26 protein-coding genes are annotated in these 25,663 nt (G+C 74.8%); 6 read left to right on the forward strand and 20 right to left on the reverse strand.

The genetic code is table 11. The features are described from left to right. Window positions 1-255: 255 nt before the first annotated feature. Entirely contained in the window at window positions 256-888 is a 633-nt protein-coding gene (locus CP969_RS29110) for a DUF3000 domain-containing protein (protein WP_016824211.1), read from the reverse strand. Window positions 889-1,091: 203 nt separating this feature from the next. Here CP969_RS29110 and hemE point away from each other — a divergent pair, with 203 nt between their 5' ends. Together hemE and CP969_RS29120 are read left to right on the forward strand one after the other, a co-directional pair. After that, complete coding sequence (gene hemE, locus CP969_RS29115) at window positions 1,092-2,162, forward strand: uroporphyrinogen decarboxylase (protein ID WP_004981993.1); 1,071 nt, start codon at window positions 1,092-1,094, stop codon at window positions 2,160-2,162. Between the two features lie 129 nt (window positions 2,163-2,291). After that, the gene (locus CP969_RS29120) at window positions 2,292-4,370 is read left to right on the forward strand and encodes a SpoIIE family protein phosphatase (protein ID WP_016824206.1); all 2,079 of its coding nucleotides are present in this window, start codon (window positions 2,292-2,294) and stop codon (window positions 4,368-4,370) included. Between the two features lie 10 nt (window positions 4,371-4,380). Here the strand turns inward: CP969_RS29120 and CP969_RS29125 are convergent, their stop codons facing one another. Continuing rightward, window positions 4,381-5,205, reverse strand: coding sequence for a rhomboid family intramembrane serine protease (locus tag CP969_RS29125; protein WP_016824205.1), 825 nt, complete (start codon window positions 5,203-5,205; stop codon window positions 4,381-4,383). 133 nt (window positions 5,206-5,338) lie between these two features. Between CP969_RS29125 and CP969_RS29130 the strand changes: the two genes are divergently transcribed. Further along, window positions 5,339-5,719 carry a hypothetical protein gene (locus CP969_RS29130; protein WP_004981987.1) on the forward strand — a complete coding sequence of 127 codons (381 nt, stop codon included), beginning with the start codon at window positions 5,339-5,341 and terminating at the stop codon, window positions 5,717-5,719. Window positions 5,720-5,759: 40 nt separating this feature from the next. On the opposite strand, the gene CP969_RS29135 is transcribed toward CP969_RS29130, so the two are convergent. Together CP969_RS29135 and CP969_RS29140 are read right to left on the reverse strand one after the other, a co-directional pair. Beyond that, the gene (locus CP969_RS29135) at window positions 5,760-7,151 is read right to left on the reverse strand and encodes an FAD-dependent oxidoreductase (RefSeq protein WP_016824203.1); all 1,392 of its coding nucleotides are present in this window, start codon (window positions 7,149-7,151) and stop codon (window positions 5,760-5,762) included. 55 nt (window positions 7,152-7,206) lie between these two features. Further along, a complete protein-coding gene (locus CP969_RS29140) occupies window positions 7,207-8,226 on the reverse strand; it encodes a DUF4349 domain-containing protein (protein ID WP_016824201.1) in 1,020 nt (339 codons plus the stop codon). Window positions 8,227-8,417: 191 nt separating this feature from the next. On the opposite strand from CP969_RS29140, the gene hemG reads away from it, so the two are divergent. Continuing rightward, entirely contained in the window at window positions 8,418-9,875 is a 1,458-nt protein-coding gene (hemG, locus tag CP969_RS29145; RefSeq protein WP_016824199.1) for a protoporphyrinogen oxidase, read from the forward strand. A gap of 5 nt (window positions 9,876-9,880) precedes the next feature. Then, window positions 9,881-10,609, forward strand: coding sequence for a hydrogen peroxide-dependent heme synthase (gene hemQ / locus CP969_RS29150; RefSeq protein ID WP_004981978.1), 729 nt, complete (start codon window positions 9,881-9,883; stop codon window positions 10,607-10,609). 35 nt (window positions 10,610-10,644) lie between these two features. On the opposite strand, the gene CP969_RS29155 is transcribed toward hemQ, so the two are convergent. From CP969_RS29155 to CP969_RS29165, 3 genes are all read right to left on the reverse strand, one after another. After that, window positions 10,645-12,279 carry an alpha/beta hydrolase gene (locus CP969_RS29155; RefSeq protein ID WP_016824197.1) on the reverse strand — a complete coding sequence of 545 codons (1,635 nt, stop codon included), beginning with the start codon at window positions 12,277-12,279 and terminating at the stop codon, window positions 10,645-10,647. Between the two features lie 87 nt (window positions 12,280-12,366). Then, window positions 12,367-13,188 (reverse strand): TIGR04222 domain-containing membrane protein, encoded by an 822-nt coding sequence (locus CP969_RS29160; protein ID WP_016824196.1) that lies wholly within the window; start codon window positions 13,186-13,188, stop codon window positions 12,367-12,369. 114 nt (window positions 13,189-13,302) lie between these two features. Next, window positions 13,303-14,589, reverse strand: coding sequence for an MbnB/TglH/ChrH family RiPP precursor modification enzyme (locus CP969_RS29165; protein WP_252991198.1), 1,287 nt, complete (start codon window positions 14,587-14,589; stop codon window positions 13,303-13,305). A gap of 346 nt (window positions 14,590-14,935) precedes the next feature. Between CP969_RS29165 and CP969_RS29170 the strand changes: the two genes are divergently transcribed. Further along, on the forward strand, window positions 14,936-15,445 hold the full coding sequence (locus CP969_RS29170) for a GNAT family N-acetyltransferase (protein ID WP_016824193.1): 510 nt from the start codon (window positions 14,936-14,938) through the stop codon (window positions 15,443-15,445). 198 nt (window positions 15,446-15,643) lie between these two features. Here CP969_RS29170 and CP969_RS29175 read toward each other — a convergent pair whose 3' ends face one another. The 13 genes from CP969_RS29175 to CP969_RS29235 all read right to left on the reverse strand — a co-directional run bounded on the left by CP969_RS29175 (window position 15,644) and on the right by CP969_RS29235 (window position 25,604). After that, on the reverse strand, window positions 15,644-17,704 hold the full coding sequence (locus CP969_RS29175; RefSeq protein ID WP_016824192.1) for a neutral/alkaline ceramidase: 2,061 nt from the start codon (window positions 17,702-17,704) through the stop codon (window positions 15,644-15,646). A gap of 321 nt (window positions 17,705-18,025) precedes the next feature. Beyond that, complete coding sequence (locus CP969_RS29180; protein WP_016824189.1) at window positions 18,026-19,306, reverse strand: ArsB/NhaD family transporter; 1,281 nt, start codon at window positions 19,304-19,306, stop codon at window positions 18,026-18,028. A gap of 590 nt (window positions 19,307-19,896) precedes the next feature. Next, window positions 19,897-20,193: a gas vesicle protein K gene (locus CP969_RS29185; protein ID WP_004981966.1), complete on the reverse strand. Its 297-nt coding sequence runs from the start codon at window positions 20,191-20,193 to the stop codon at window positions 19,897-19,899. Beyond that, entirely contained in the window at window positions 20,190-20,399 is a 210-nt protein-coding gene (locus CP969_RS29190) for a gas vesicle protein (protein WP_004981964.1), read from the reverse strand. Before CP969_RS29190 ends, CP969_RS29185 begins: the two co-directional genes overlap by 4 nt. Before the next feature lie 35 nt (window positions 20,400-20,434). Further along, complete coding sequence (locus CP969_RS29195; protein ID WP_016824187.1) at window positions 20,435-21,331, reverse strand: GvpL/GvpF family gas vesicle protein; 897 nt, start codon at window positions 21,329-21,331, stop codon at window positions 20,435-20,437. Further along, window positions 21,328-21,675, reverse strand: a complete 348-nt coding sequence (locus tag CP969_RS29200; RefSeq protein ID WP_004981959.1) for a gas vesicle protein — start codon at window positions 21,673-21,675, stop codon at window positions 21,328-21,330. The genes CP969_RS29195 and CP969_RS29200 overlap by 4 nt, the downstream gene beginning before the upstream one ends. Before the next feature lie 91 nt (window positions 21,676-21,766). Next, window positions 21,767-22,072 (reverse strand): gas vesicle protein GvpG, encoded by a 306-nt coding sequence (locus CP969_RS29205; RefSeq protein WP_016824183.1) that lies wholly within the window; start codon window positions 22,070-22,072, stop codon window positions 21,767-21,769. A 4-nt stretch (window positions 22,073-22,076) separates the two neighbouring features. Then, window positions 22,077-22,829: a GvpL/GvpF family gas vesicle protein gene (locus tag CP969_RS29210; RefSeq protein ID WP_016824180.1), complete on the reverse strand. Its 753-nt coding sequence runs from the start codon at window positions 22,827-22,829 to the stop codon at window positions 22,077-22,079. Then, on the reverse strand, window positions 22,826-23,350 hold the full coding sequence (gene gvpJ, locus CP969_RS29215) for a gas vesicle protein GvpJ (protein WP_026084792.1): 525 nt from the start codon (window positions 23,348-23,350) through the stop codon (window positions 22,826-22,828). Before gvpJ ends, CP969_RS29210 begins: the two co-directional genes overlap by 4 nt. Window positions 23,351-23,384: 34 nt before the next feature. Further along, window positions 23,385-23,705: a gas vesicle protein GvpO gene (locus CP969_RS29220; protein ID WP_026084791.1), complete on the reverse strand. Its 321-nt coding sequence runs from the start codon at window positions 23,703-23,705 to the stop codon at window positions 23,385-23,387. A gap of 102 nt (window positions 23,706-23,807) precedes the next feature. Next, window positions 23,808-24,524: a peptidyl-tRNA hydrolase gene (locus CP969_RS29225; RefSeq protein WP_004981936.1), complete on the reverse strand. Its 717-nt coding sequence runs from the start codon at window positions 24,522-24,524 to the stop codon at window positions 23,808-23,810. A 33-nt stretch (window positions 24,525-24,557) separates the two neighbouring features. Beyond that, on the reverse strand, window positions 24,558-24,737 hold the full coding sequence (locus CP969_RS29230; protein ID WP_004981934.1) for a hypothetical protein: 180 nt from the start codon (window positions 24,735-24,737) through the stop codon (window positions 24,558-24,560). An 18-nt stretch (window positions 24,738-24,755) separates the two neighbouring features. Beyond that, window positions 24,756-25,604: a polysaccharide deacetylase family protein gene (locus CP969_RS29235; protein WP_004981933.1), complete on the reverse strand. Its 849-nt coding sequence runs from the start codon at window positions 25,602-25,604 to the stop codon at window positions 24,756-24,758. Window positions 25,605-25,663: the final 59 nt, after the last annotated feature.

Below are 25,663 nucleotides of genomic sequence, written 5' to 3' on the forward strand. Positions count from 1 at the left end.
GGCCGGCTCGTGGGGGTGAAGCCGGGACTAACCGTGCTTTCAAGGTCACAGTCGTCTTCGGCAACAAACCTGGTGTCCTTTAGGGAATGATCACGATCTGGTGAGTAACAATCTGCGCAATTCGGACGCGCGATCGATCATTCGAAGATCGAACGGTTTCGCTCCGCGTCGCAACGCTTCCGAAAGTGGCCGTATCGACAAAGAGATCGGCAAGGAGGGCGGCGTCGGGGACTGCCGGGGACCCGGAGGGGAAGCTCACCGCGACTGCGGTCCCCGGCGCTGCGGCAGCGTCACCACGGAGGAGTCCCCGGGGGAGGCCGGCGGCAGCCCCGCGACCTGGGCCAGCAGATCGCACCACGCGGCCAGGTGGGCGGCCGCGTCCGGCGCCCCGCCCCGGCCCTCCCGGGGCGTCCAGGACGCACGGATCTCGATCTGCGAGGCGGCCGGCCGCGCCGACAGCCCGCCGAAGTAGTGGGAACTCGCGCGGGTCACCGTGCCGCTCGGCTCGTCGTACGCCAGTCCCCGGGCCGTGAGCGCGCCGGTCAGCCAGGACCAGCACACGTCCGGCAGCAGCGGGTCCGCGGCCATCTCCGGCTCCAGCTCGGCCCGCACCAGGGTCACCAGGCGGAAGGTCCCCCGCCAGGCGTCGTGACCGGCCGGGTCGTGCAGCAGCACCAGCCGGCCGTCGGCCACGTCCTGCTCGTCGTCGACGACGGCCGCCTCCAGGGCGTGCGCGTACGGTGCGAGCCGCTTGGGCGCGGGGGTCGGCTCCACCTCGATCTGCGGCCGCAGCCGGGCGCCGCGCAGCGCGTCGACAGCGGCCCGGAAGGGCGGCGGAGGTGCGCCCCCGTGTCCGGGATCCGTCCCGGTCCCCTTCGGTTCGTCCATTCCGCCAGCGCCGTCCGACAGTCGTCCCTGAGCCGCAGCCATGCGGGGAAGATTAAGCGGAACGGGCGCCCGGCGCGGGGAGGGACACCCGCGCCGCCCCGCGGTGTCCGGATCGTGTCCCGCGGGCGCCGGGCGCCCCGGGGCGCGGGGGTGCCGGAGGACCAGGTGCGGGGGCGCCGGAGGACCATGCGAGACTTGCCGGTGTGAGTGCCAACGTAAGCCCGACGGCGGGGATGCAGCCGACCGCGACGTACGACAGTCCTTTCCTGAAGGCGTGCAGGCGCGAGCCGGTGCCGCACACCCCGGTGTGGTTCATGCGGCAGGCCGGGCGCTCACTGCCGGAGTACCGCAAGGTGCGCGAGGGCATCGGGATGCTCGACTCCTGCATGCGCCCCGAACTGGTCGCCGAGATCACGCTGCAGCCGGTGCGCCGCCACCGGGTCGACGCGGCGATCTTCTTCAGCGACATCGTCGTCCCCCTCAAGGCCATCGGCATCGACCTCGACATCAAGCCCGGCATCGGCCCGGTCGTCGAGCAGCCGGTCCGCACCCGCGCCGACCTCGCCCGGCTGCGCGACCTCACCCCCGAGGACGTCTCCTACGTCACCGAGGCGATCGGCCTGCTGCTCCCCGAGCTCGGCTCCACTCCGCTGATCGGCTTCGCGGGCGCCCCGTTCACCCTCGCGAGCTACCTCGTCGAGGGCGGCCCGTCCCGCACGTACGAGAACGCCAAGGCGATGATGTACGGCGACCCCGAGCTCTGGGCCGACCTGCTCGACCGCCTCGCGGACATCACCGCCGCGTTCCTCAAGGTCCAGATCGAGGCCGGCGTCTCGGCGGTCCAGCTCTTCGACTCCTGGGCCGGCGCGCTCGCCCCGGCCGACTACCGGCGCTCGGTGCTGTCCGCCTCGGCGAAGGTGTTCCGCGAGGTCGCCGACCACGGCGTCCCGCGCATCCACTTCGGCGTCGGCACCGGCGAACTCCTCGGCCTGATGGGCGAGGCCGGCGCGGACGTCGTGGGCGTCGACTGGCGCGTCCCGCTGGACGAGGCCGCCCGCCGCGTCGGCCCCGGCAAGGCGCTCCAGGGCAACCTCGACCCGACGGTGCTGTTCGCCGGCCGCGAGGCCGTCGAGGCCAAGGCGCAGGAGGTGCTGGAGTCGGCCGCCGGCCTGGAGGGCCACATCTTCAACCTCGGGCACGGAGTGATGCCGTCCACCGAGGCGGACGCGCTGACCCACCTCGTGGAGTACGTCCACACGCGCACCGCCCGCTGAGCCACCGCGGACACCGGGGCCGGCCGCGGCCCCGGTGACGCCGGCCGCGAGTCGGTCCCCGGACGTGGGGTACTGGGCCTACACACCGCCCACCACGTTCGCTCCCGGGCACGGGCGGCTGGAGGCCCCATGAGGCTCGAGATGTTCGACCCCGCTCCGATCGGCGTGGTGCTCACCCAGGGACCGGAGCACCGGCTCGCGTACACCAACACCGTCTACCGGAACACCTTCGGCGACCGTCCGCTGGGCCGGCCCATCCGCCGCACCTTTCCCGACCTCGAGCAGTCCGGCTACTTCGACATCTTCGACCGGGTGTTCGCCACCGGGAAGGCCGAGGTGCTCACGGCCGTCCCCATCGACCTGTCCTTCCCGGACTCGGCGGACACCGGAACGCGCTACTTCACGTTCAGCATCTCGCACGCCACGATAAGTGACGGCCGGCAAGGGGTGCTGGGCGTGATCGTGGAGGTCACCGACCAGGTGACCGTCGCGAAGCGGATCCGCGTCCTGTCCGAGGAACGCCGCCGCGCGATGCTGCGCTACCGCAGTCTGGTGCGGGCCGGATCCGAGATGGTGTGGGTGACGGACCCCGCGGGCAGGATCATCGAGCCGAGCCCCGGCTGGCAGCGGGTGACCGGGCAGAGCTGGGAGGAGTTCCGCGGCGACGGGTGGATCGACGCGGTCCACCCCGACGAACGCGCCGCCGTCCTCGAGACGTGGGGCCGGGCCCTGAAGGAGGGGCGGCCGCTGTTCGCCCAGACCTACCGGCTGCGGCTGGCCGAGGGCGGCTACCGCCACTTCGCCGTCAACGCGGCACCGGTCCGCGACGAGGACACGGTGATCGAATGGGTGGGCACCTGCCGCGACATCGAGCAGGAGTGGCAGAACACCCGCCGCGAGGAACTGCTGGCCCGCGCGACCGCCGTCACGGCCGACACCGCCCGGCTGGACGAGATGCTCGCCGCCCTCACCGGGGTGATCGTCCCCGACATCGCCGACAGCTGCACCATGTACCTCCTCCCGCAGGCCCTGCACCGCACGCCGGGGACCGCGCTCACCGCCGAACGCGTCGCCGCCGTCACCCGCGAGGGCCGCCCCGGCCCGCCCCCGCACCACGCGGAGCACCTGGGGCCCGGCAGCCCGCTCGCCCGCGCCGCCGACCGGCGCCGCCCGGTCCACGCCGTCTTCCCGCCCGGCTCACCCCCGCCCGACCTCGCCCCGCCCGGCACCGAACCCTGGCTGGCCCACGACGCCAACAGCGTCGTCCTGCTCCCCGTCGTCGTCGACGGCACCACCGCCGCCCTGGTCGTCGCCTCCGTCAACGGCGACCGCCCGCCCCTGGGGCAACCCGAGATCAGCCTGCTGCAGACGCTCCTGGAGCGGGCCCACACACCACTGAGCAACGCCCTGGAGTACCAGCGCACCCGGCAGGTGGCGCTGGCCCTCCAGCGCAGCCTGCTCACCGACCCGCCGGACGTGCCCGGCCTCGACATCGCCGTCCGCTACCGGCCCAGCACCTCGGCCGCCGAGGTCGGCGGCGACTGGTACGACTCCTTCGTGCTGCGCGACGGCGCCACCGTCCTCACCATCGGTGACGTCGCCGGCCACGACCTGCCCGCCGCCGTCACCATGAGCCAGCTGCGCAACATGCTGCGCGGACTCGCCCTCGACCGCCAGGAACCCACCGGCGAGATCCTGCGCCGCCTGGACGTCTCCGTGCAGACCCTCTACCAGGAGTGCACCGCCACCTGCGTCCTGGCCCGGGTCGAGCGCCCGGCGCCCGGCCGCTTCCAGCTCCACTACTCCGTCGCGGGACACCCCCCGCCGCTGCTGGTCGAGCCGGACGGCACCGCGCGCTTCCTGACCGGGGGCCGCTCCCCGATGCTCGGGCTGGCCCCGTACCCCGACTACGGCAGCGCCCTGGAACCGCTGCCGCCCGGCTCGACCCTGCTGCTGTACACCGACGGGCTGGTGGAGCGCCGCGAGGAGGACCTCACCGCCGGTCTGGAGCGGCTGCGCCACCACGCGTCGGCCGCCGCCCGGCGCCCGCTGGAGGCCTTCTGCGACGACCTGCTCGACGGCCTGTCGGAGGTCGGCAACGACGACGACGTGGCCATGGTGGCCGTGCGGCCGCCCGCGTCCCCGGCCGACGACCGCGACCGCCGGGACGACGGGGCCCACGAGGACCACGGGGGACCGGACCGGTAGCGGGCGCGCCCTACCAGCCCGGCCGGGCCCGCCTCCCGTAGAGCGCGCCGCGCGGCTCGGGCGGGGGCGGTGTGCCCGGCTTGAAGGGCCAGGCGATCAGCATGCCGACGACGAAGCCGACCACGTGGGCCGCGTACGCCACCGTCCCGGCGGCGGTGACGCCCGCGCCGGACGAGTACACCGCCTGGAGGACGAACCACAGGCCCAGCACGGTCCAGGCCGGCAGGCGCAGGGGCAGGAAGATCAGGAACGGCACCAGGACCCACACGCGTGCCCTCGGATACAGCACCAGGTAGGCGCCCAGCACCCCCGCCACGGCCCCGGAGGCGCCGATCAGCGGGGCGGCGGAGCCGGCGTTGAGCAGGGCGAAGCCGTAGGCGGCCGCGTAGCCGCAGACCAGGTAGAAGAGCAGGAACCGGACGTGCCCCATGCGGTCCTCGACGTTGTTGCCGAAGATCCACAGGAACAGCAGGTTGCCCAGCAGGTGCAGCCAGCCGCCGTGCAGGAACATCGACGTCAGGACGCTCAGCTCGGGGACCTTCGTGTAGCCCGGCGGCGCCACCACACAGCCCGGTCCCTGCGGCCCGACCCCGGTTGCGCCCGTGGGCACCAGGTGGGGCATCCGGTGGTGGATCAGCTCCTGCGGCACCACCGCGTACCGGCCCAGGAACGCCTCGAGGTCGCACAGCTGCGCGAGGGATTCCCCCTCGCCCGTCAGCGAGCCGGAGACCCCGGGGGTGAGGAACACGAAGACGGCGAAGTTGACGGCGATCAGCGCGTACGTCACCCAGGGGGTGCGCCGCGCGGGATTCACGTCATGGACGGGGATGACCACATCCCCCCAGGTGCCCGGGCGGCGGCCGGTGAATCCGCGGCGGCGCTGAACACCACCGTCCGGCCGTGCGTATCCCTCGTCAACCGCCCGCGGCGCGGGGAAGGGGTCGCGGGGCCGACGTGAGGAACAGGCGATGGACGACCGAGTGACCCCCGCGATACACGCGCTGCCCGACGGCGAGGCCGAGCTCACGCTCGTGGTGCGCCTGCCCTGGGAGGACGTCGCCCGGCTGGGCCAGGAGGCGGGGCGGCTCGCCGCCCAGACGCGGCGGCCGGTGACGCTGGACGAGGCGGTGAGCCACCGCCTGCGCTCGGTGCGGAGCGCGGCGCACGCCAGGCCGGCGGGGGAGCAGCCGCCCCCGGCGCCCGCGAGCGCGTCCGTGCCGGGCGCGTCCGTCCCGAGCGCCTCCGTGCCGAGTTCCTCCGCGTCGAGCGCCTCCGTGTCGTCCCTGCCCCCGCGCCCTCCGGCCGAGCAGGCCCGCCAGGCCATCGAACGGATCAACGGCACGGCGTAGCCGGACCCCGTCCGGGGCCCGCCGGCTCACCCGGCTCCGCTCACCCGGTGCCCCGGATCCTCCCCGCCGCCTTGCGGGCCGCCACCAGGACCGGGTCCCAGACCGGGGAGAAGGGCGGCGCGTACCCCAGGTCCAGGGCCGTCATCTGGTCCACCGTCATTCCGGCCGTGAGGGCGACCGCGGCGATGTCGACCCGCTTGCCCGCGCCCTCGCGGCCGACGATCTGGACCCCGAGGAGCCGGCCGGTGCGCACCTCGGCGAGCATCTTCACCGTCATGGGGGAGGCGTCCGGGTAGTAGCCCGCCCGGCTGGTCGACTCCACGGTGACGGTCTCGAAGCGCAGCCCCACCCGGTGGGCGTCCTTCTCGCGCAGGCCGGTGCGCGCGATCTCCAGGTCGCACACCTTGCTGACCGCCGTGCCGACCACGCCGGGGAAGGTGGCGTAGCCGCCGCCGACGTTGGCGCCGATGACCTGGCCGTGCTTGTTGGCGTGCGTACCGAGCGGGATGTGCCGCTGCTGCCCGGAGACCAGGTCGAGCACCTCCACGCAGTCGCCGCCGGCCCACACCTCCTCCTGCCCGCGCACCCGCATGGACCGGTCGGTGAGCAGTCCGCCGTGCTCGCCCAGCGGAAGTCCCGCCGCCCGCGCGAGGGCCGTCTCGGGCCGCACCCCGATGCCGAGGACGACGACGTCGGCGGGATGTTCGGCGTCCTCGGTGGCGACGGCCCGCACCCGGCCGTCGTCCCCGGTGAGCAGCGCGGTGACCTCCGCGTCGTTCACCATGGTGATGCCCAGGCCCTCCATGGCCTCGTGCACCAGCCGCCCCATGTCGGGGTCGAGGGTGGCCATCGGCTCCCTGCCGCGGTTGACGACCGTCACCTCGTAGCCGCGCTTGATCATCGCCTCGGCCATCTCCACGCCGATGTAGCCCGCCCCGACCACCACCGCGCGCCGCCCGCTCGTGCGGGCCAGCGTGTCGAGCAGCGCCTGGCCGTCGTCCAGGGTCTGCACCCCGTGCACCCCGGGGGCGTCCATGCCGGGCAGGTCCGGGCGGATCGGCTGCGCACCGGTCGCGATCACCAGCTTGTCGTACGACGTCCAGGACTCGGCCCCGGAGTCGACGTCACGCGCGCGGACCCGCCCCCGGTCGAGGTCGAGCTCCGTCACCTCGGTGCGCAGCCGCAGGTCGATGTCCCGCGCGCGGTGCTCCTCGGGCGTGCGGGCGATCAGCCGGTCCCGTTCGGGAACGTCGCCGCTCACCCAGTACGGGATGCCGCACGCCGAGTAGGAGGTGAAGTGGCCGCGCTCGAACGCCACGATCTCCAGCTCGTCCGGGCCCTTCAGCCGGCGGGCCTGCGACGCCGCGGACATCCCCGCGGCGTCGCCGCCGATCACGACCAGACGTTCCCTCGCGCCCCGCGCACCGTTCATGCTCATGCGGACACGCTACGGGGCACGGGGCGGTCCGGGCCCGCCCGGCCCCCGGCTAGCCCTTTCCGCCCTCCTCCGTGTCCTCCCCGCTGTCACCGCGGGCCGGCCGGGACGCCGACGGGAACACCGGCAGCGGGCCCGGGGCGCCCGGCGCGGGCACCGGCTCCGGCCGGCGCGGCAGCCGGGGGCGTACGGCCTTCAGCCACAGCAGGACGAGCAGGGCGGCCACCACCGCGAACGGCAGCACCGCGCCGACGGCCACCGCCAGCCAGCGCAGCATCGTCACGAACGCGTCCCAGCCGCCCGCGAGCGCGTCCAGGAAGCCGGGGTCGTCGTCCTTCGCGGCCTTCTCCACCGGCGTCTCGGACAGGGACAGGGTGACGGTGGCCAGGCTCGTGCGGTCCTTCAGCGACTCCTGACGGGCGAGCAGGGACTCCAGGTCGGCCTGGCGGGTGCTCAGCTCCCCCTCCAGGGTCACCACGTCGCTGAGCCGGGTCGCCCGGTCCATCAGCTCGCGGATGCGGGCCACGCTGGCGCGCTGCGTCGTGATCCGGCTCTCCACGTCGACCACCTGGTCGGTGACGTCCTGTGCCTTCGCCCTGCGTTCGAGGAGCTTGCCCGTGCCCTCCAGGTCGGCGAGGACCTCCTCGTACCGCTCGACGGGCACGCGCAGCACCACGCGCGTGCGCTCGCGGCCCTCGTCGTCCCGGGTGGTGGTCTCGTCGCCGACGTGGCCGCCCGCGTTCTCCGCGGTGGCGCGGGCCTCGGCCAGGGCCTTCGGGACGTCCTTCACCCGCACGGTCAGCGAGGCGGTACGGATGACGTGCTGCGCGGCGGCCTCCGGCGGCGCGGTCGCCCGGCCCGCGCTCGCGCCCGCGCCGTCCGCGCCGGACGCGCCCTGCTTCGCGCCCTCCGGCGCCACGGCCCGCTGGTCCGCCGGGGCCGCCCGGTCGGCGGCCGTGTCCGAGCCGCCGGAGGCGCCGCCCGCGCCGCTGCACCCGGTGACCGCGAGGGCCGCCGTCAGCAGGACCGCGGCCAGGACGCGGGCCGGTGGTACGGAACGTCGTGTGCGCATCTGGATCTTCCCCCCGGGGGTCGTGGCGACTGACGCTCCTACGACGCCGCAGCGGCACGGGACGACGACGCGGAACGGTCCCGATGCGGTCACGGTAGGGACTCGGCGGGGACTGCCCGGGGCGGCTCGGGGACCCGTCGGGGCCACATGGCCCTGGTGGGGCCGCCGGTGGCGTCTGAGAAGCTGGAGCCATGAGCGGATCAGGTACGGGCGCCGGCCGGCGGGTCGTCGTCATCGGAGCCGGCGTCGCCGGGCTGGCCGCCGCGCACCGGCTGCTGGAGCGCGGGGCGCGGGTGACGGTGCTGGAGGCAGCGGACCGGGTCGGCGGAAAACTGCTGCCCGGCGAGATCGCGGGCGCGCGGGTGGACCTCGGCGCGGAGTCGATGCTGGCCCGCCGCCCCGAGGCGGTGGACCTCGCCCGCGAGACGGGCCTCGCCGACCGGCTCCGGCCCCCGGCCACCGCGACGGCCTCGCTGTGGACCCGGGGCGCCCTGCGCCCGATGCCCAAGGGCCACGTCATGGGCGTCCCCGGCACCGCCGCCGCCCTCTCCGGCGTGCTCTCCGACGAAGGGCTCGCCCGGATCGAGCGCGACGCCGACCTGCCGCGCACCGAGGTCGGCGACGACGTGGCGGTCGGGGAGTACGTGGCGGCGCGCCTGGGCCGCGAGGTCGTCGACCGCCTGGTGGAGCCCCTGCTGGGCGGGGTGTACGCGGGCGACGCCTACCGCATCTCGATGCGCTCGGCGGTCCCGCAGCTCTTCGAGGCCGCCCGCACCCACACCTCCCTGACCGAGGGGGTCCGCGCGATCCAGGCGAGGTCCGCCGCCGCCTCGCAGACCGGTCCCGTGTTCATGGGCATCGAGGGCGGAGTGGGCACCCTGCCGCTCGCCGTCGCCGCGTCGGTGCGGGCGCGCGGCGGGGACGTCCTCACCGGCACGCCGGTCACGGAGCTGCGCCGGACGCCGGAGGGCGGCTGGCGGATCGTCGCCGGGGACCGGAACCTGTCCGCCGACGCGGTCGTCGTCGCCGTCCCCGCCCCCGCCGCCGCCCGCCTCCTGCGCGCCGAGGCCCCCCGGGCCGCCGCCGAACTGGCCGGGGTCGAGTACGCCTCCATGGCGCTGATCACCCTCGCCTACCGCCGCGTGGAGACCCGCCTCCCCGAGGGCAGCGGATTCCTGGTGCCGCCGGTCGACGGCCGCACGATCAAGGCGGCCACCTTCGCCTCGAGCAAGTGGGGCTGGATCGCCGACGAGGACCCCGGTCTGGTCGTGCTGCGCACCTCCGTCGGCCGCCACGGCGAGACGGAGGTCCTCCGCCGCGACGACGCCGACCTCGTGGAGGTCTCCCGGCACGACCTGAAGGCGGCCACCGGCCTGGACGCCACCCCGGTCGCCACCCGCGTCACCCGCTGGGACGACGGCCTGCCCCAGTACCCCGTCGGCCACCACGCGCGCGTGGCCCGCGTCCGCGAGCACCTCGCGGGCCTCACGGGGCTGGCCGTGTGCGGCGCGGCCTACGACGGCGTCGGCATCCCCGCGTGCATCGCGAGCGCGTACGCCGCCGCCGACCAGATCCACGGTGACCTGCGCGCCGCGCAGCAGCTCACCGCCGACCCGGTGCAAAGCCTCCACGGAGGAGCAGGAGAATAAGGGACATGAGCGACGCCACCACCCCCGCCCCCGACCGGATCCCGAACAAGGGCAAGCTGGCCAAGGACCTCAACGAGGTCATCCGCTACACCCTGTGGTCCGTCTTCCGACTGAAGGACGTGCTGCCCGAGGACCGCGCCGGGTACGCCGAGGAGGTCCAGGAGCTGTTCGACCAGCTCGCCGCCAAGGACGTCACGATCCGCGGCACCTACGACGTGTCGGGCCTGCGGGCCGACGCCGATCTGATGATCTGGTGGCACGCCGAGACCGCCGACCAGCTGCAGGAGGCGTACAACCTCTTCCGCCGCACCCGGCTGGGCCGCGCCCTCGCCCCGGTCTGGTCGAACATGGCGCTGCACCGCCCCGCCGAGTTCAACCGCGCGCACATCCCGGCGTTCCTCGCCGACGAGACGCCCCGCGACTACGTGAGCGTCTACCCCTTCGTGCGCTCCTACGACTGGTACCTGCTGCCCGACGAGGACCGCCGCCGCATGCTCGCCGACCACGGCAAGATGGCCCGCGGCTACCCGGACGTGCGCGCCAACACGGTCGCCTCCTTCTCCCTCGGCGACTACGAGTGGATCCTCGCCTTCGAGGCCGACGAACTGCACCGCATCGTCGACCTCATGCGCCACCTGCGCGCCTCCGAGGCCCGGATGCACGTCCGCGAGGAGGTCCCGTTCTTCACGGGCCGCCGCAAGGACGTCGCGGAACTGGTCGCGGGCCTGGCCTGACCCGTCCGCCCGCCCGGCCGCCCGACCGTCCCCGGTCAGGCGGCCGGCCGGGCGGCGGGCGCCTTCCGGACCGGCCCGCCCGTCGGCCTCGGTTCCGGCTCCGGGCGCGGCGCGCAGGACGCGTGCCGCCCCGGCACCCGCCCCTCGAGCAGATACGCCTCCAGGTGCCCGTTCACGCAGGCGTTCGGCCCGCCCGCGACGCCGTGGGTGCCGGCGTCCCGCTCGGTCACCAGCGCCGATCCCGCCAGCCGGCGGCGCAGTTCCAGGGCGCCGTCGTACGGAGTGGCCGCGTCCCGCTCGGCCGCCAGGATCAGCGTCGGCGGCAGCTCACCCTGCCCGGCGCGCACGTCCAGCGGCTGCTGCCGGGGCGCCCGCCAGTAGGCGCAGGGCAGATTGGTCCACACGTTGGCCCAGGTCTCGAAGGGCGCCCGGCGCGCGAGCCGGGTGTTGTCCCGGTCCCACACCGCCCAGTCCGTCGGCCAGGGCGCGTCGTTGCACTCCACGGCGAGGTAGACGGCCCGCGCGTTCTCCTTCTCCGCCGCCGCCTCCGGATACGCCCGGGCCTGCTCGACCAGCGGCCCGGGGTCGCCCTTCAGATACGCCGACAGGGCGTGCGCGCGGTGCGGCCAGTGGTCGTCGTAGTACCCGGTCTGCAGGAACGCCTCCTGCAACTGCCCCGGCCCGACCTCCCCGCCGGCCGGTTCCTTCGCCAGCCGCGTCCTCGCCCGCTCGTAGCTGCGCTGCACCTCGTCCGGCGTGCCGCCCAGCCCGTACACGTCGTCGTGCCGGGCGGCCCACGCCCGGAAGTCCGCCCAGCGGTCCTCGAACGCGGCCGACTGGTCGAGGTTGTTGCGGTACCAGATCCGCTCCGGGTCCGGGTTCACCGCCGAGTCGAACACCATCCGCCGCACGCGGGAGGGGAACATCGTGGCGTACAGCGCCCCGAGGTACGTGCCGTAGGACGCGCCCAGGTACGTCAGCCGGTTCTCGCCGAGCGCGGCGCGCAGGACGTCCAGGTCGCGCGCGTTGTTGAGCGAGGTGTAGTGCCGCAGCGCGTCCCCGGCCCGCTCGGCGCAGCCGCGCGCGTACGCCCGGGCCTGCGCGACGCGCTTTTGTTTGTACGCCTCCGAGGGGTGGACCGGTGCCTCCGTCGGCCCCTTGGCGAACTCCTTCGGGTCCGTGCAGGACAGCGGTGCGGAACGGCCCACCCCGCGCGGGGCGTAGCCGACGAGGTCGTAGGCCGCGGCGATGCGCTTCCACTCGGGGAGCGCGCCCAGGAGCGGGAAGGGCACGCCGCTCGCGCCGGGCCCGCCCGGGTTGTAGACCAGGGCGCCCTGCCGGGGCACCTCGCGCCTGCCGCCGGCGGGGTCCTCGCCCGTGGCCCGGACCCGGCTGACGGTGAGTTGGATCCGCTTGCCGTCCGGCCGGGCGTAGTCGAGCGGAACGGTGACCGTGCCGCACCGGACGGTGCCCGGCAGGCCCTCCGCGGCGGGGCACGCGCCGAACTCGATGCCCTCGCGCGCGGCGCGCGCGACGGCCACCGCGGTGCCGCGCAGCTCGGCCGCGGAGGGGGCGGCCGGGGTGGCGCGGGGAGCGCCGCCGGCCGGCGCGGCGGCCAGGGTGGTGAGCAGCAGGGACCCGGCGGCCACGTGGACGGCGGCGGTTCTCATCACATATCCCTTCGGTGCACGACGGCGACAAAAGGGATGTTTCGGTTGGCGGTTGGACAAGGCAAGCACCGTGCGCGGGTGTCGCCGTCAGCACTCCTGTTCGCCCCCGGCGCGGCGGTCGTGCCCCCCGTGGGCGAAGGCGGCGCGCAGGTCCGGTTCACCGACGGCGCGGATGCCGCGCACGGCGACGGAGGTGAGGTACGTACGGTCGTCACCGGCGCCGCCGGCCCCGCGGCGCAGGGCCCCCAGCAGCCGCTGGCCGGCGGGGGAGGCCCAGCGCGAGTACGGGTGGACCTCGAACCGGGCCGTCGCCAGGCAGCCCAGGGTGAGGACGAGCGGCAGGGCGAACCACAGGGCGACCAGGTGGCGCGGCGTCTCCGAAGGGGTCGGCAGCAGCAGGGCGGCGGCGCCCAGAGCGGCCACGGCCGGCGCGGCGAGCCGCACCTGGCGGACCGCGTCGGCGATCGTCGTCCCGGTGTGGCCCTCGGGCACGGCCAGCCCCGCCCGGACCAGCCGGTCGGCGAGGCCGCGCACCGGGTCGGCGGTCGCCGCGGCGGCCCGTACGGGCGCTATGGGGGACTGGCCCTCCGGCCCGATCGCCCCTATCACGGACCGCTCCATGTCGTCCCGGCCGTGCGGGTCGACCACGGTCGCCCAGCCGGTGCGCGCCAGCAGCAGACGCCGCTGGCGCGCCATGGAGACCAGGGTGAGGTCGGCGACCCGCCGGGGGCCGCCGGACAGGAACGCGGCCTCGTACAGGGTCAGGGGGGCCGCCACCGGATCGCGCTCCTCGCCGTCGGCCGCGCCGGAGCGCTCGACGGCCGCCGCGCGGACGGCGGCCAGACACAGCCGGGTGCACGCCGCACCGGCGACGACCCAGGCCAGCAGCAGGAGGAGGACCCAGAACATGGACCGTTTGTAAGGGACACGGTCGCGAAAACACCATGCCCCGTTCACGATCCGGGACGGAGTGCTGTCGATATGCGGTGTTCCGCCGGGATGTCCGGACGGGGCCGCGGAGGCTCACCGCCGCAGCAGCACCCGCCGCGTCGCCCGGGCCAGCCGCACCGCCGGCCGCCGTGACCGGGGCCTCGGCCCCGACCGCTCCAGCCACCACTCCCGCAGCTCACGCCGCGCCCGCGCTTCCCCGGGCCGCCCGGCCTGCAGCAGGTGCTCGGCGAAGTCCAGCGCGTCCCGCCGGTAGCCGCCGCCCATCGGCTGCTCCTGTGCGTACGCGAGGAAGGCGGCCCGGTACTCCGCCCCGAGGATCACCGGCAGTTCGGGCGCGACCTTGGCGACGACGTCCGCCCGCTTCGCGGCGAGCGCCCGCGCCTGCACCCCCATCCGCACCCGGTCGAACCCCTCGGGCACGGGCGTCCCGGCGACCAGCGCGGACAGCAGCGCGGTCTGCGCGAGGGCGAGCCGCTGCCGGGCGGGTTCGAGGGAGCCCCCCTCCGGCCCGGGACGGGCGGCGGGAGCACCCGCGGCCCCCGCCGCCACCTCGACGCGCTCCCTCGCGCCCTTGCCCGACGCCCCTTTCTCCGACGCCCCCTTCTCCAGCGCGTCCCGGATGGCTGCCAGCTCGCCTTCCAGCTCGGCCGGTTCCGGGAAGTTCTCGTCCCGCTCCAGCAGCACGCCGGGAGGGGAGACCCGGGAGGCGAGGTCGGTGAGGATGTCGAGGACGGGCCGGGGGACGGGGTGGGCGTGACTGTCGTGCCAGACGCCGTCCCGCTCGACACCGCCGGCGACATGGACGTACGCGAGGGCCTCCAGGGGCAGTTCGGCGAGGGCCTCGGCCGGGTCCTCGCCGCGGTTGACGTGGTTGGTGTGCAGATTGGCCACGTCGACGAGCAGCCGCACCCCGGTGCGGTCGGCCAGTTCGTACAGGAACTGGCCCTCGGTCATCTCCTCGCCGGGCCACGAGATCAGCGCGGCGATGTTCTCCACGGCGAGCGGCACGGGCAGCGCGTCCTGGGCGATGCGGACGTTCTCGCACAGCACGTCGAGGGCGTCGCGGGTGCGCGGCACGGGCAGCAGGTGCCCGGCCTCGAGCCGCGGCGAGGCGGTCGGCGCCCCGCCCGCCCGTACGAACGCGATGTGCTCGGTGACCAGCGGCGCCCCGAGGGCCGTGGCCCGCTCGGCGAGGGCGGCCAGCCGCTCCGCGTCGGGCCGCTCGGCCCCGCCCAGCCCCAGCGAGACCCCGTGCGGCACCACGGTCACCCCGCGCCCGCGCAGCCGCAGCAGCGACTCGGGCAGGTGCCCGGGGCAGACGTTCTCGGCCACGACCTCCACCCAGTCGATCCCCGGCATGCCCTCCACGGCGTCCGCGATCTCCGGCCGCCACCCGATCCCCGTCCCCAGCCGCACCGTCGTCCCCCTTCTCCACCGGGCTTCCCGGGCGCCCGGCCCCTCCGGCCACCCGGCCCCCGCCGGACGTCCTCCCGGACGTGACGGGGATATGGCCCCCGGGCCCGCCCCCGAACCCTGCGGCGGGCACCTTCAGAGCAACATTTGAGCTTCGGGGCGGACCGCCCGCACACCGGCCGGCAGCCGACCGGGCGCGAGAGGAAACGGCCGGAAGCAGGTGCTCGACTCGGGCCGGGGACAACCGACCTCGCGTGTCGTGGGACCATCCCGGTGAAAAAGAGGAGGAGTGATGCACCTGCGCGATGTATCGCCGGACGACGTCGACGCCTATGTCCGGATGCGGTGCGATCCCATCATGATGGCCGACCTCGGCGGGCCCCTGCCCGCGGAGGGGATGGCGGACAAGGTCCGGCGGGACGCCCGGCAGGCGGCGGCCGACCTCGGGTGGTTCAAGATGATCGTTCCCGACGGGGCCGGTCCCGACGTGGTGGCCGGGACGGTGACCCTTCGGTCCTGCGACACCGATGAGGGACCGATCTCCGAGATGGGCTGGATGGTCCTTCCCGCGTTCCAAGGACAGGGTCTGGGCAAACGCGCCGTCCGCACCCTCCTGGAGCAGGCCCGGGAGCAGGACCGCTGGGGACTCGTCCACGCCTTCCCGGCGACGGGCAACGCGGCGTCGAACGGCATCTGCCGGTCCGTCGGCTTCCGCTTCCTGTCGGAGGTCGACGTGTCCTTCGCGGGCCGGGCCCTCAGGAGCAACCACTGGGTCGTGGATCCGGGAACGGATCTGGCCTGAGGGCGACAGCCGCCGGGCGACCCCGGAAGGCGACGACGAGGTGCGGGTGTTCCACGGGGCGTGGGCCTCCGCACGAGGCCCGAGGTGCCCTTCCCCTGGGTTCCGGACGATGCGGAGCGCGTACCGGAGCAGGAACGCACGGCCTCACGTGCGCGGCCGGAGCCGGGCGGTGCGGTGACCCGTGCTCTCCGGACCGGGTCAGCGCACCGTGAAGGCCGGGGAGGTGCCGGTGAACGGGGTGACGGTGCCGGTCACGCCGCGCGCGTCGCCGTGGTAGACGATCCGGTGAGGACCCGGGGCGGCCCCCCGCGGGACGTCCCAGGTGACGGTGACCCGGGAGGCGGCGATCCCGTCGCGCTTCCAGTGGAACCGGGTCGCCCAGTCGCCGTCGTCGGCCACGGTGCGCCAGGTCCCGCCGGGCTCCTGGCGCTGGACCTCCAGGTACGTCTCCCCCCGGTGCAGGTCGTTGCCCGGGTGGGCGCCCGCGAAGACGACCTCGACGCGTTCGCCGGCCCGGTAGTTCTCCCGCGGCCCCACCAGCACGTCCCCGAACCTCCTGAAGAGCGGCGGTGCGTCCAGCACCACACCGGGCTGCAGGGAGAGCGCCTTGCCGGACAGGTCCGGCGCCTCGGGGCCGAGGGGCAGGTCCGTGCCGTCGCGCAGCGCGGTGGCCAGTTCGGCCGCGGTCTGCTGGAGCGCCGGGAGCTGCCAGCGGCCGAAGAGCGTGCTCCCGCCCTCGTACTGCTGCGCGTCGTACTCCTCGGGGGTGGTGAGGTAGTGGAAGTACGCGTTGGCGTACCCGGCGACCAGCACGTCGTCCAGGTCCGCGCCCACGATTTCGGCGACCGTGCGCCGCAGCCGCAGACCCGCGCAGATGGTGACCTCGCCCGGGATGCCGATGAGGTGGAGCCGGCCGATGCGGACCAGCATCACGGGCACCCGCTCCTGCACCCAGGGGTAGACGCGGTTCATCTCCCCGAGGGGCACGAAGACGTCCTTCGGCGCCTGCGCCCGGGCGAGCTCCGGTGAGACCGTGTAGACCACGGAGTCGGAGACGGCGTCCCAGAAGGGGTTCTCCCCTTCCGTGAACCCGGGGAAGGCCGGTCCGTCCTCCAGACTGCCGGCCGCCATGGAGGCGCCGACGCAGGGCTTGGAGGTCCGGTGGGTCCGTCCGTCGCCGGTGAACTCGGGACGCACCGTGACGTCGGAGAGGTCGACGTACACCAGCCGGGAGTCCACCGGGCCGGACAGTTCGACGCCGGGCTGCCGCAACTGGGCCGCGGCGGCCTCGTACTGCCGGAGCCCGTTGGCGCGGGTGCGGTCGAAGTCCTCCGGTGTGGTGGGCGGTTCCAGCTCGAGGTTGGGCGACATGTCGCCGCTGTTGGTCTGGGCGAACGCGGAGACGAACGCCGGGGAGCCGTCGGACAGGTAGTCGACGTCGTGGACCTCGCGCTCCCAGTGGTAGGCCGCGTACCCCTTGTTGTCCGCGCTGATCAGGCGGTTGTCCCCGGACATGCTGGTGCTGTGCACCGGGAACCAGTTGACGGCGCCCACCACCCGTCCGGCCCGCTCCACCCGGAGCAGGGTGGTGTGCGGGTCGACGGCGTCCGGGAAGTGGTCGCGGTCGGCCTTCGGGTTGCGCTCGAAGGCCGACCGGGAGCGGTTGACGCTCGCCCCGGTCAACGTGCCGTGGCTGAGCACCAGTTCGGAGGGCGCCAGGTCGTCGTGGGCCCGCTGCGCGGCTTCGAACAGGCCGTCCGCCACCGCCTCGAAGGTCTTGCGGTGGAAGCCGAACGTGGTGGTGTTGTACAGCAGGTGGTGCGCGTAGCCGCCGGGGCCGGCGTGGGTGTGGGTGGCGGTGATGAGCACGTTCTGCTCGGTGTAGAGGTCGCCGTACGCCTCGCCGAGCCGCCGCAGCACCGCCTGGTGCACGCTGGAGAAGATCATCGGCGAGTCGGCGACGATCAGCATGACCCGCCGGCCGCTCGCCTCGTCGACCACGACGAACGCGCGCGCCCGCAACCGGGTGTGCAGCCCGGCGGCCTGCTGGTCGAACCGGCCGTAGCCCATCATCCCGACCTCGGCCACCTCACCGGTGGCGTCGGCCAGACCCCGGCCCACGAGGTAACCGCCGCCGTCCGCGGGCGCGGCGGCGGCCCGGCTCGGGCCGGCCACGGCCGAACCCGCCAGCCCGAGGCCGGTGAGGGCTCCGGCCCGCAGGACCGTACGCCTGCTGTGCGGGGGGTGTTCCGTGGTCATCTGCTGCTCCTCCGGCTCGGTCGGGCCCGACGGCACAGGGGCGGAGCGTGTGCCTGCGTGTCCGCGCGGTCGCACCGCCCCGCCCGGGGACCTGACGGGGTGCAACGGGAGCTCGCGCGCGAGGACGCACACGCGGATGTGAACAACGTTCATGTTCCGCGTCGCCATTGGTACACCGCGCGCCACGGCCGTCGCAAGAGGTCTGCCGCAACGCCTGCGGCGAGCGGCGGCCGGGCCCGGGTGCGCCCTCCTCGCGCGGCCGGCGGACGACGCGGCCGGCGAGGTGCCGGCCGCCCTCCTCGCGCGGCCGGCGCCTCGTGATCACGCCAGGGCGAAGTAGCGCAGCCACACGTATGCGGCCGCCACGGTGGCGGTGACGGCGGTGACGACCAGTCCGTAACGGCTGAACTGCCAGAACGAGATGTGGTGGCCGGAGCGTTCGGCGATGCCGATGACGACGACGTTGGCCGAGGAGGCGATGATCGTGGCGTTGCCGCCGAGGTCCGCGCCGAGCGCGAAGGCCCACCACAGCATCCCCGCCTCCTCGGTGCCGCCGGCCGAGGCCACGATCTCGGAGACGATCGGGCTCACCGACGCCACGAAGGGGATGTTGTCGATGATCGCCGAGGGCACCACGGAACCGAACACCAGGGTCATCGCCGTCGCCAACAGGTTGTCGCCGGTCGCCTCGGCCGCGGCCTCGCCCAGATCGCCGATGACCCCGATCCGCACCATGGCGCCGACCATGACGAACAGTCCGGTGAAGAACGCCAGGGTCTCCCACTCCACGTCCTTCACCACGTCACCGGGGTCGAGCCGCGAGACCCCGAGCAGCAGCAGCCCTCCGCTGATGGCCACCACCGAGGGCTCCAGGTGCAGCCAGGTGTGGAGCACGAAGCAGGTCATCACGGCGAGGATCACCACGCCGCTGATGACGAGCAGCCGGACGTCCTTGATGGCCTCGCGCGGGTCGAGCTCCATCACGGACGCGGCGCGCTCGGGGTCGTGGGTGAACGCCTTGCGGAACATCACCCGGCTCATCAGGATGAACACGATCATCAGCACGATGACGACGGGCGTCATGTGGAGCAGGAAGTCGTTGAAGGAGAGGTTCGCGCGGGAGCCGATCATGATGTTGGGCGGGTCCCCGATGAGGGTGGCGGCCCCGCCGATGTTGCAGGCCATCACCTCGGCGATGAGGTACGGGACCACCGGCAGCCCGAGCCGCCGGCAGACCAGGATCGTCACCGGCGCGATGAGCAGCACCGTGGTGACGTTGTCCAGCCACGCGGACAGGAAGCCCGTCGTCACGACGAGCAGCACCATCAGCCGGTACGGCCTGCCGCGGGCCCGGCGCGCCGCCCAGATCGCGACGTACTCGAAGATCCCGGTCCGTTTCAGCACGGCGACGATCAGCATCATGCCGAGCAGCAGGAAGATGACGTTCCAGTCGATGCCGGCGTCCTCGGAGAAGAACGCGTGCTCGGCGTCGGTGGCCCCGATGAGCAGCATCACCACCGCGCCGCCCAGCGCGGCGGCGACCCGGTGCACCCACTCCGTCGCGATCAGCACGTAGACGGCGACGAACACGGCCACCGCCATCCACGTCGTGACGCTCAACGGGCCACCCGCCGGATGCTCCGCGGACCCGGCACGGCCGTACCGGCCGGACTGCGCACGGATAAGGCTGCCGCACGACGCGACAACGGCACGGGATCGGAAATCGCCTCGGAGTGATCAGGCCGCTGTGGCGCTGCGTGCATGGGTGCGGGGCCCCTCTCGTCGTCCGACGGCCCGCAGCACCTCCGCTTCCGCCATGGAGCCCCCTACCGCGCCCCCGCTCGGGGGAGGGCGGACGGACAGGTCCGTACGGCGCTTCACGGTTGTCGCAACCGAGGGCGCCGGCAGCCCGTGTCACGAGCGTTCGCCCTCACCGCACGACGGTCACTGGGCTGGGGCGGTGATGTCGTTTCACTTTCCCCCGCCTCCGGGAACACGTGCCATCAGGGTCAACACCCATATGGGGCAGCGGCGGACCTGTAGAGCCGATGGGGGTCGGACCCGGGGAACGCCCGCCCCGTCGGTGGCCGAAAGCCGGTCGGTCACCCGGCTCCGTCCCGCGCTCGGTGGGCGCACCGCGCGGCGGCCGGCGCGGGAGGAGGGGGGGCTCCGGCGACGGGGCCCGCTCCCGCTCAGTCTCCGTGAACGTCGGCGAGGAGGGGGCCCAGGGGGCCCAGGTCGAGGTTGAGGTCGCTGCGGCTCAGGCCGTGCCGGGCGCACAGGTCGTCCATGCGCCGGTCGAGCAGCATGAGCGCCGTACCGAGCCGTTCCTCCTGCTCCGGGCTCAGCGTGCCCTCGTCGAAGCGGCGTACGGCCTGGCGTTCCATGAGCTGGCGCAGCAACTCCACGACGGTGAGCACCAGGGCGGCCAGGTCGTTCGCGGCCCGCTCGGGGTCCAGGTCGAGGGCGTGGGCCCGGGGCGCCGTCACAGCGGCCCGCTGTCCGGCCAGGGTGCGGGCACCCGCTCGTTCACCGACGACAGCAGGGCGTGCAGGGAGATCCGCACCAGCGGCACGTCGGCGATGGCCAGGACCAGGTCCCCGCTGACGACGACGCCGGTCGCCAGGACGCGGTCCAGGAGGTCGACCAGGGGCACCCCGATCGGCGCGTACGGCTCGGGACCGTCCCAGGGCACCGGTGCCGGGCCCGGAGTACGGAGGTCCGGGCCGGTCACGAGCGGGACCCCTGCCCCGCACGGTCCTGTCCCGTGCGGTCCGGATCCGTGAGGCCCTGTTCCGTGCGGTCCTGTCCCGTGCGGTCCGGGCCCTCGTCCCACCGGGCGAAGGAGTACGGGATCCAGGGGCCCGACACGCCGACCTCCACGGCCGGATGCCGGCCGTCCGCGGCGATCCGGGCCAGGGCGCGGGTGAAGCGGGCGCGCTCCGCGTCGTCCACCAGGTAGGCGGCGTTGAGCAGTTGCGGGGCACGACGGCCCGTCAGCCGCTCGCTCTGCGGACGGTGCCGCACCGCCGCGACGGCGTACCGCCGCAGTTCCGCGTCGACGGCCTCCGCCTCGGCCAGGGCCCTGCCGTGCGCGTCCTGACGGTCGCGTCGCCGCGCGCTGGCCCGGCTGAGGTAGGCACGTCCACCGGTGTCCGCCCCGGCACCGGCGCCGCTGGCGGCGGCGTCCGCCGCGCGCTCGGCGGCGTGCACCTTCACCGCCCATTCCGTGCGGTCCCGGAGGCGGTCGAGCAGCGCGTCCAGCACCGTCTCCCGGGAGGTGACGGCCCGCTTCGCGGTCCGGTCGCCGCGGTACAGGGTCGCCATCGGCAGCGGAACGACGGGGCCCCGCCCGTGCGCGGCCTCGACGCCCCGGTGGTGGGCGCGGGCGCAGCGTTCCAGGTCGCCGGGCCGGTTGAGCCGCTCCGCCAGCGCCTCCTGGTCGAACAGCGCCGCGGGGACGTCCTGGACGACCAGGCACAGGCCGCCGGCGCGCAGCACGCGCAGCGGGCCGCCCTCCTCGTGACCGGTCGCCGCGGCCAGCGCGGCGGCGTCCGGCGGGGTGCGGGTGACGGCGAACGCGCAGACCAGGGCGGGTGCCGCCGGTCCGGCCGGGAGCCCGCTCACCGGGCGGCCCCCGCCGTCTCCTCGACGGACCCCTCGAGGGCGTCGAGCCGGGCCCGCAACTGCGCGTTCTCCTCGGCGAGCGCGTCCCGCGCGGCCCGGGACGACAGCGCCGGGTCGGTCTCCCACCAGTCGATGCCCGCCTTCTTCGCGGTGTCCACCGAGGCGATGAACAGGCGCAGCCGGATGGTGAGCAGCTCGATGTCGAGCAGGTCGATCTTGATGTCGCCGGCGATGACGATTCCCTTGTCGAGGACCCGTTCGAGCAGGTCCGCGAGGCTGCCGGAGGGAGGTCCGTAGAGCTGCGTCTCCTCCGGGCCCGGGTAGGGGTGGTCGACCGCTGTCACCGCGCACCCCCGAAACCGGCGGCGGGGGCGGTCCGTTCGCCCCGGCGGGGGGCCTCGCCGCCGTGGTGCCGGCGCCCCGCCCTGCCGCCGCTCATACGCGCCTCCTCTTCCTCTTCGCGGGGGCCATGAGGGCCGCGGGGGCCGTGGCGGTCGTGTGCCCGGCGGGCGGGCGGGCCGGGTGTTCGAGGAGGGCGAGCAGCCGCTCCTCCTCCCGCTCGAAGGCCGCCTCGTCGATGTCGCCCTCGTCCAGGGCCCGGTTGAGCGCGCTCAGGCGCGCCTGGACGGCGCGCGGGTCGTAGAACTGGCGCCGGGCCTCCTGGAGCAGGTGGTCGGCGATCCACGCCGTGCCCCGCACCGGGGCCAGCGGCAGCAGCAGGAGACCGCTCACGATGCCCACGGCGTCACCGCCCGGCCGGTGCGGGACGGGGGTCGACGAAGCTGTAGCAGGGCAGGGGCCCCGTCACGCTGAGCGCCAGCCGGTCCCCGCAGTCGCGGGCCCGCGCGGCCACCACCTGCCGGAACCGCCCTTCGTCGGCGGAGCGCAGCAGGAACGACGTGCTCAGCACGTGCTCGTCGTCGGTCGGGCCGTGCACCGTGCGCAGGGCGAGCGGGGTCAGATGGGCGAGCACGTCCCGCGCCGCGCGCCGCGCCTCGCGGCGGACACCCCGGGCGAGCGCCTCGCCGAGCCGGACGTTGGCCTCGTAGTCCGGCCGGCGCCGCGTCCGGCGGGCCAGCTCCCGCAGCTTCTCGTCCCGGCGCACCAGGTCGGCGAAGCAGCCGGGGACGACCGCGCCCTTGACGTTGAGCTCGACGCACCCCCGGACGCCGTCGAGCTGCCGCGTCAGGCGGACGGCGTCGGAGCGCAGTTGGGCCAGCAGGGCGTCCGGGTCGGGGCTGAGGACCGCGAACCGCATGGGCAGCAGGGGCCCCTGCGCGGCCAGTTCGTCCAGTACCGCCTGATGGGCCAGCAGATCGCGGCGCCGGGGCCGCAGCCTCGCGGGCGCGTCCGAGACCGCCGCGCACAGGCCGGACCCGGTCAGCAGCCGCACCGGGGCGCCGTCCACCCCGGGGTGGCGAGGGGCACGGACGCCGGCGGGGGCGATGCCGTAGACGTACAGGGCGTCCACGGCGGTGGTGGTGGCGGGCACGGTCACTCCTCCTCGTCCTCCTTCTCCGTGCGCCGGCGGCCGCGCGGGCGGTCGTCGTCCTCGGCGTCACCGCGGGGCCGCGCGGCCGTCCGGCTCCGGGAGCGCTGCGGGCTCCGGCCCCGCTCCTCGCGCTCGCGCGTGCGGGGCGGCTCCTCCGGCCCCTCCTCCTCGGTCTCCTCGGCCTCCTCGGGGGTGAGGAGGTCCCGCACCTTCTCGGTGAGGGAGTGCGCCTTGCGCTGGGCGCCCTTGCGCACGGTCCTGGAGACCGGCCCGCCGAACAGCTCGGGAACGGTCTTGGACCGCACGTCGTGCTCGAGGTCCAGGCGGTTGCAGGCCTCCGCGAACCGCAGGTACGTGTCGACGCTCGCGACCACGATGCGGGCGTCCACCTTGAGGATCTCGATGCCGACCAGGGAGACGCGCACGAAGACGTCGATGACCATGCCGCGGTCGAGGATGAGTTCGAGGACGTCGTAGAGGGTTCCGGCGCGGGGCGCGCAGACGACTTCGTCGTCGTAGGTGATCATGCGGTCGTCCTTCCGGATGCGGGCCGGGGTCCGGTCACTGGTCCTGGGCACCGCGCCGGTAGCGGGAGATCCGGCGGTACTGGAGCAGGTCGCCCGCCGGGTCGAGTTCGACCTCGTAGGTGGCGAGCAGACTGGTGGTGTCGGGGATGCGCGCCACCTCCAGCACGTCCACGTTGACGATCCAGCCGTCGTCCTCGCTCCGGCGGACCGCGGAGACCCCCTCCGTGCGGTGCCGGACGAGTTCGGCCAGGGCGTCCGCGGCGCGCCGGGCGGCGTCCCGGGCGTCCCGCACCCCACGCCCGCGCGTGGTGGTCCGGGACGCCGTGCCGTGCCGTCGCCCGCCAGGTTCTGTCACGCTGCTCACTCTGGCCCCGGACCACGGTCCGCGCACGCGCGGTTACCCCATCCGGGTCGGAGGGGCGGGCGCTCACCGCCCGCCGGTGCCGGACGCCCGGCGCTACCGCAGTGCGGGGTGGTCCGCGACCACCGTGCAGGAGCCGGGGGCGATCTCGGTGAAGCCCGCGTCGCGGACCGTGGGGAGGCCGCCGGTCGTCAGGTCGTTCCAGCGGGACGGGTCGGCGGTGCGGACGGCGAGGGGGAAACCGGCGTCGTGCCAGGCCGTGCGCTCCTCGTCCGGGAGGTCCCACCAGGCCAGCTGGGCGCCGTGGCCGACCTGGGCCATGGCCTTGCCGGCCGACATGTCCAGGTCGGGGTTCAGCCAGAGGACGGGGGCGGCCGGGTCCGCCGGGGGCGGGGCCCCGGGGTCCTCGAGGTCGGTGCCGGAGACCTGGAGGCGGGCCAGGTCCTTGGGCCAGCCGTCCAGCGGGACGGGCGGGAAGACGCGGACCTCCGCCGACTTGCCGGTGACCGTGATGCCCGGCAGGGCCTCCGCGCGGCGCCACTCCGCGCCGCGTGCCCGGCGCACCACCTTGCGGATCCGGGCGTCCTGCCAGTCGCGCACCGCCCGCGCCCACTCGCCCTCGCCGGTCGCACGCTCGTCGGCCAGCATCACCAGGACCGCGCGGGCCGCCGTCTCCAGCGCGTCCGTGCGGGACGGGGGCGCCGCCCGCTCGATGCGGACCACCAGGGGCAGGACGAACTGGGGTGCCGCGTCGCGGGCACCGGGGGCGGGTCGGAAGGGGCTGTCGGCGGCAGGGGTCTGATCAGTGCTCACGGGCCCAGTCTGCCAACCCGCCGCACACCGCCGTCAGCCCGAGCAGGAGGTGCGCTCGGCCTCCCGCCACTCACACGGGGGGCACAGGGTGACGCCCTTGTACGACTCCGGGTACTCCGTCGGCTCCCGGCACAGCACGCACTCCGCGTACGGCGGCCCGTCGGCCTTCGGCGGCCTGGACACGTCGATCAGGCAGTAGTCGTTGTCGTCCATGCGTCCAGCGTAGGGCGCTCAGCCCCGTCCGCCCGCCGTCGCGATCAGCTCGGAGACCTTCACGAAGCGGTAGCCCCTGCGGCGCAGCTCCGGGACGATTCTCCGCACCGCCCGCTCGGTCGCCGGAGCCGCGCTGCGCGTGCAGTGCAGGACGACCACCGAGCCCGGCCGCACCCCGTCCAGCACCTGCCGGGCCACCGCCGCCGCGTCCGTGGCGAAGGCGTCGCCGCCGACCACGTCCCACTGCACCGCCGTGACGCCGGTCGGGGCCAGCGCCCTGAGCGCCGCGCGGTCGTGGCAGCCGCCGGGGAAGCGGAAGTACGGCATCGGGTTTGCCACCCCGACCTCGCGGAAGGCGGTGTACGCCCGCTCGACGTCCGCCCGCATCCGGTCCGCGGAGACGGTCGGCAGGCCGTAGCAGTCGTCGGTGAAGGCGTAGTGGCTGTAGGAGTGGTTGGCGACCTCGAACAGCGGGTCCCGGCCGATGGAGCGGGCCTGGTCCGGGTACTCCTCGGCCCACCGGCCCGTCATGAACACCGTGGCCGGGACCTCCAGCGCGCGCAGGGCGGCGATCAGCCGCGGGTGGTCGAAGCGCTCGCCCGCCGCCGCCCGCGGGCCCTGGTCGGCGGTCATGTCGGCGTCGAAGGTGAGGGCCACCGTGCGGTCGTCGGGGGTGCGGGGGCCGTTGCGGAACACCGGGGTCAGGCCCGAGGGGCCCGGGGCGAGGGTGGGCGGTGACGACGGTGCGGCGGGGGAGGTGGGGGGCGCGGGACGGGGCCGCTGCTGAGGGGGCTGGACGGTGGCGCAGGCGGTGAGCGCGGTGCCCAGGACGCAGACGGCCGCCGCCCGTCGTACAAGAAGGATCACCGCATGAAAATATGATGATCTTTACGGTGTTCTGTCCGGTGCGGAGCGGGGCGCGGCCG

Origin of the sequence: Streptomyces viridosporus T7A, assembly GCF_008704515.1 — a bacterium.
GTDB lineage: Bacteria > Actinomycetota > Actinomycetes > Streptomycetales > Streptomycetaceae > Streptomyces > Streptomyces viridosporus.

Excerpts from the sequence above, each read along its gene's own strand:
- CP969_RS29135 (WP_016824203.1), bottom strand. The coding sequence starts at position 7,151 with ATGAACGGTGCGCGGGGCGCGAGGGAACGTCTGGTCGTGATCGGCGGC.
- CP969_RS29110 (WP_016824211.1), bottom strand. The coding sequence starts at position 888 with ATGGACGAACCGAAGGGGACCGGGACGGATCCCGGACACGGGGGCGCA.
- CP969_RS29165 (WP_252991198.1), bottom strand. The coding sequence starts at position 14,589 with ATGCCGGGGATCGACTGGGTGGAGGTCGTGGCCGAGAACGTCTGCCCC.
- hemQ (WP_004981978.1), top strand. The coding sequence starts at position 9,881 with ATGAGCGACGCCACCACCCCCGCCCCCGACCGGATCCCGAACAAGGGC.
- CP969_RS29170 (WP_016824193.1), top strand. The coding sequence starts at position 14,936 with ATGCACCTGCGCGATGTATCGCCGGACGACGTCGACGCCTATGTCCGG.
- CP969_RS29175 (WP_016824192.1), bottom strand. The coding sequence starts at position 17,704 with ATGACCACGGAACACCCCCCGCACAGCAGGCGTACGGTCCTGCGGGCC.
- CP969_RS29155 (WP_016824197.1), bottom strand. The coding sequence starts at position 12,279 with ATGAGAACCGCCGCCGTCCACGTGGCCGCCGGGTCCCTGCTGCTCACC.
- CP969_RS29180 (WP_016824189.1), bottom strand. The coding sequence starts at position 19,306 with ATGGCGGTGGCCGTGTTCGTCGCCGTCTACGTGCTGATCGCGACGGAG.
- CP969_RS29130 (WP_004981987.1), top strand. The coding sequence starts at position 5,339 with ATGGACGACCGAGTGACCCCCGCGATACACGCGCTGCCCGACGGCGAG.
- CP969_RS29140 (WP_016824201.1), bottom strand. The coding sequence starts at position 8,226 with ATGCGCACACGACGTTCCGTACCACCGGCCCGCGTCCTGGCCGCGGTC.
- gvpJ (WP_026084792.1), bottom strand. The coding sequence starts at position 23,350 with ATGATCACCTACGACGACGAAGTCGTCTGCGCGCCCCGCGCCGGAACC.
- CP969_RS29120 (WP_016824206.1), top strand. The coding sequence starts at position 2,292 with ATGAGGCTCGAGATGTTCGACCCCGCTCCGATCGGCGTGGTGCTCACC.
- CP969_RS29230 (WP_004981934.1), bottom strand. The coding sequence starts at position 24,737 with ATGGACGACAACGACTACTGCCTGATCGACGTGTCCAGGCCGCCGAAG.
- hemG (WP_016824199.1), top strand. The coding sequence starts at position 8,418 with ATGAGCGGATCAGGTACGGGCGCCGGCCGGCGGGTCGTCGTCATCGGA.
- CP969_RS29160 (WP_016824196.1), bottom strand. The coding sequence starts at position 13,188 with ATGTTCTGGGTCCTCCTCCTGCTGCTGGCCTGGGTCGTCGCCGGTGCG.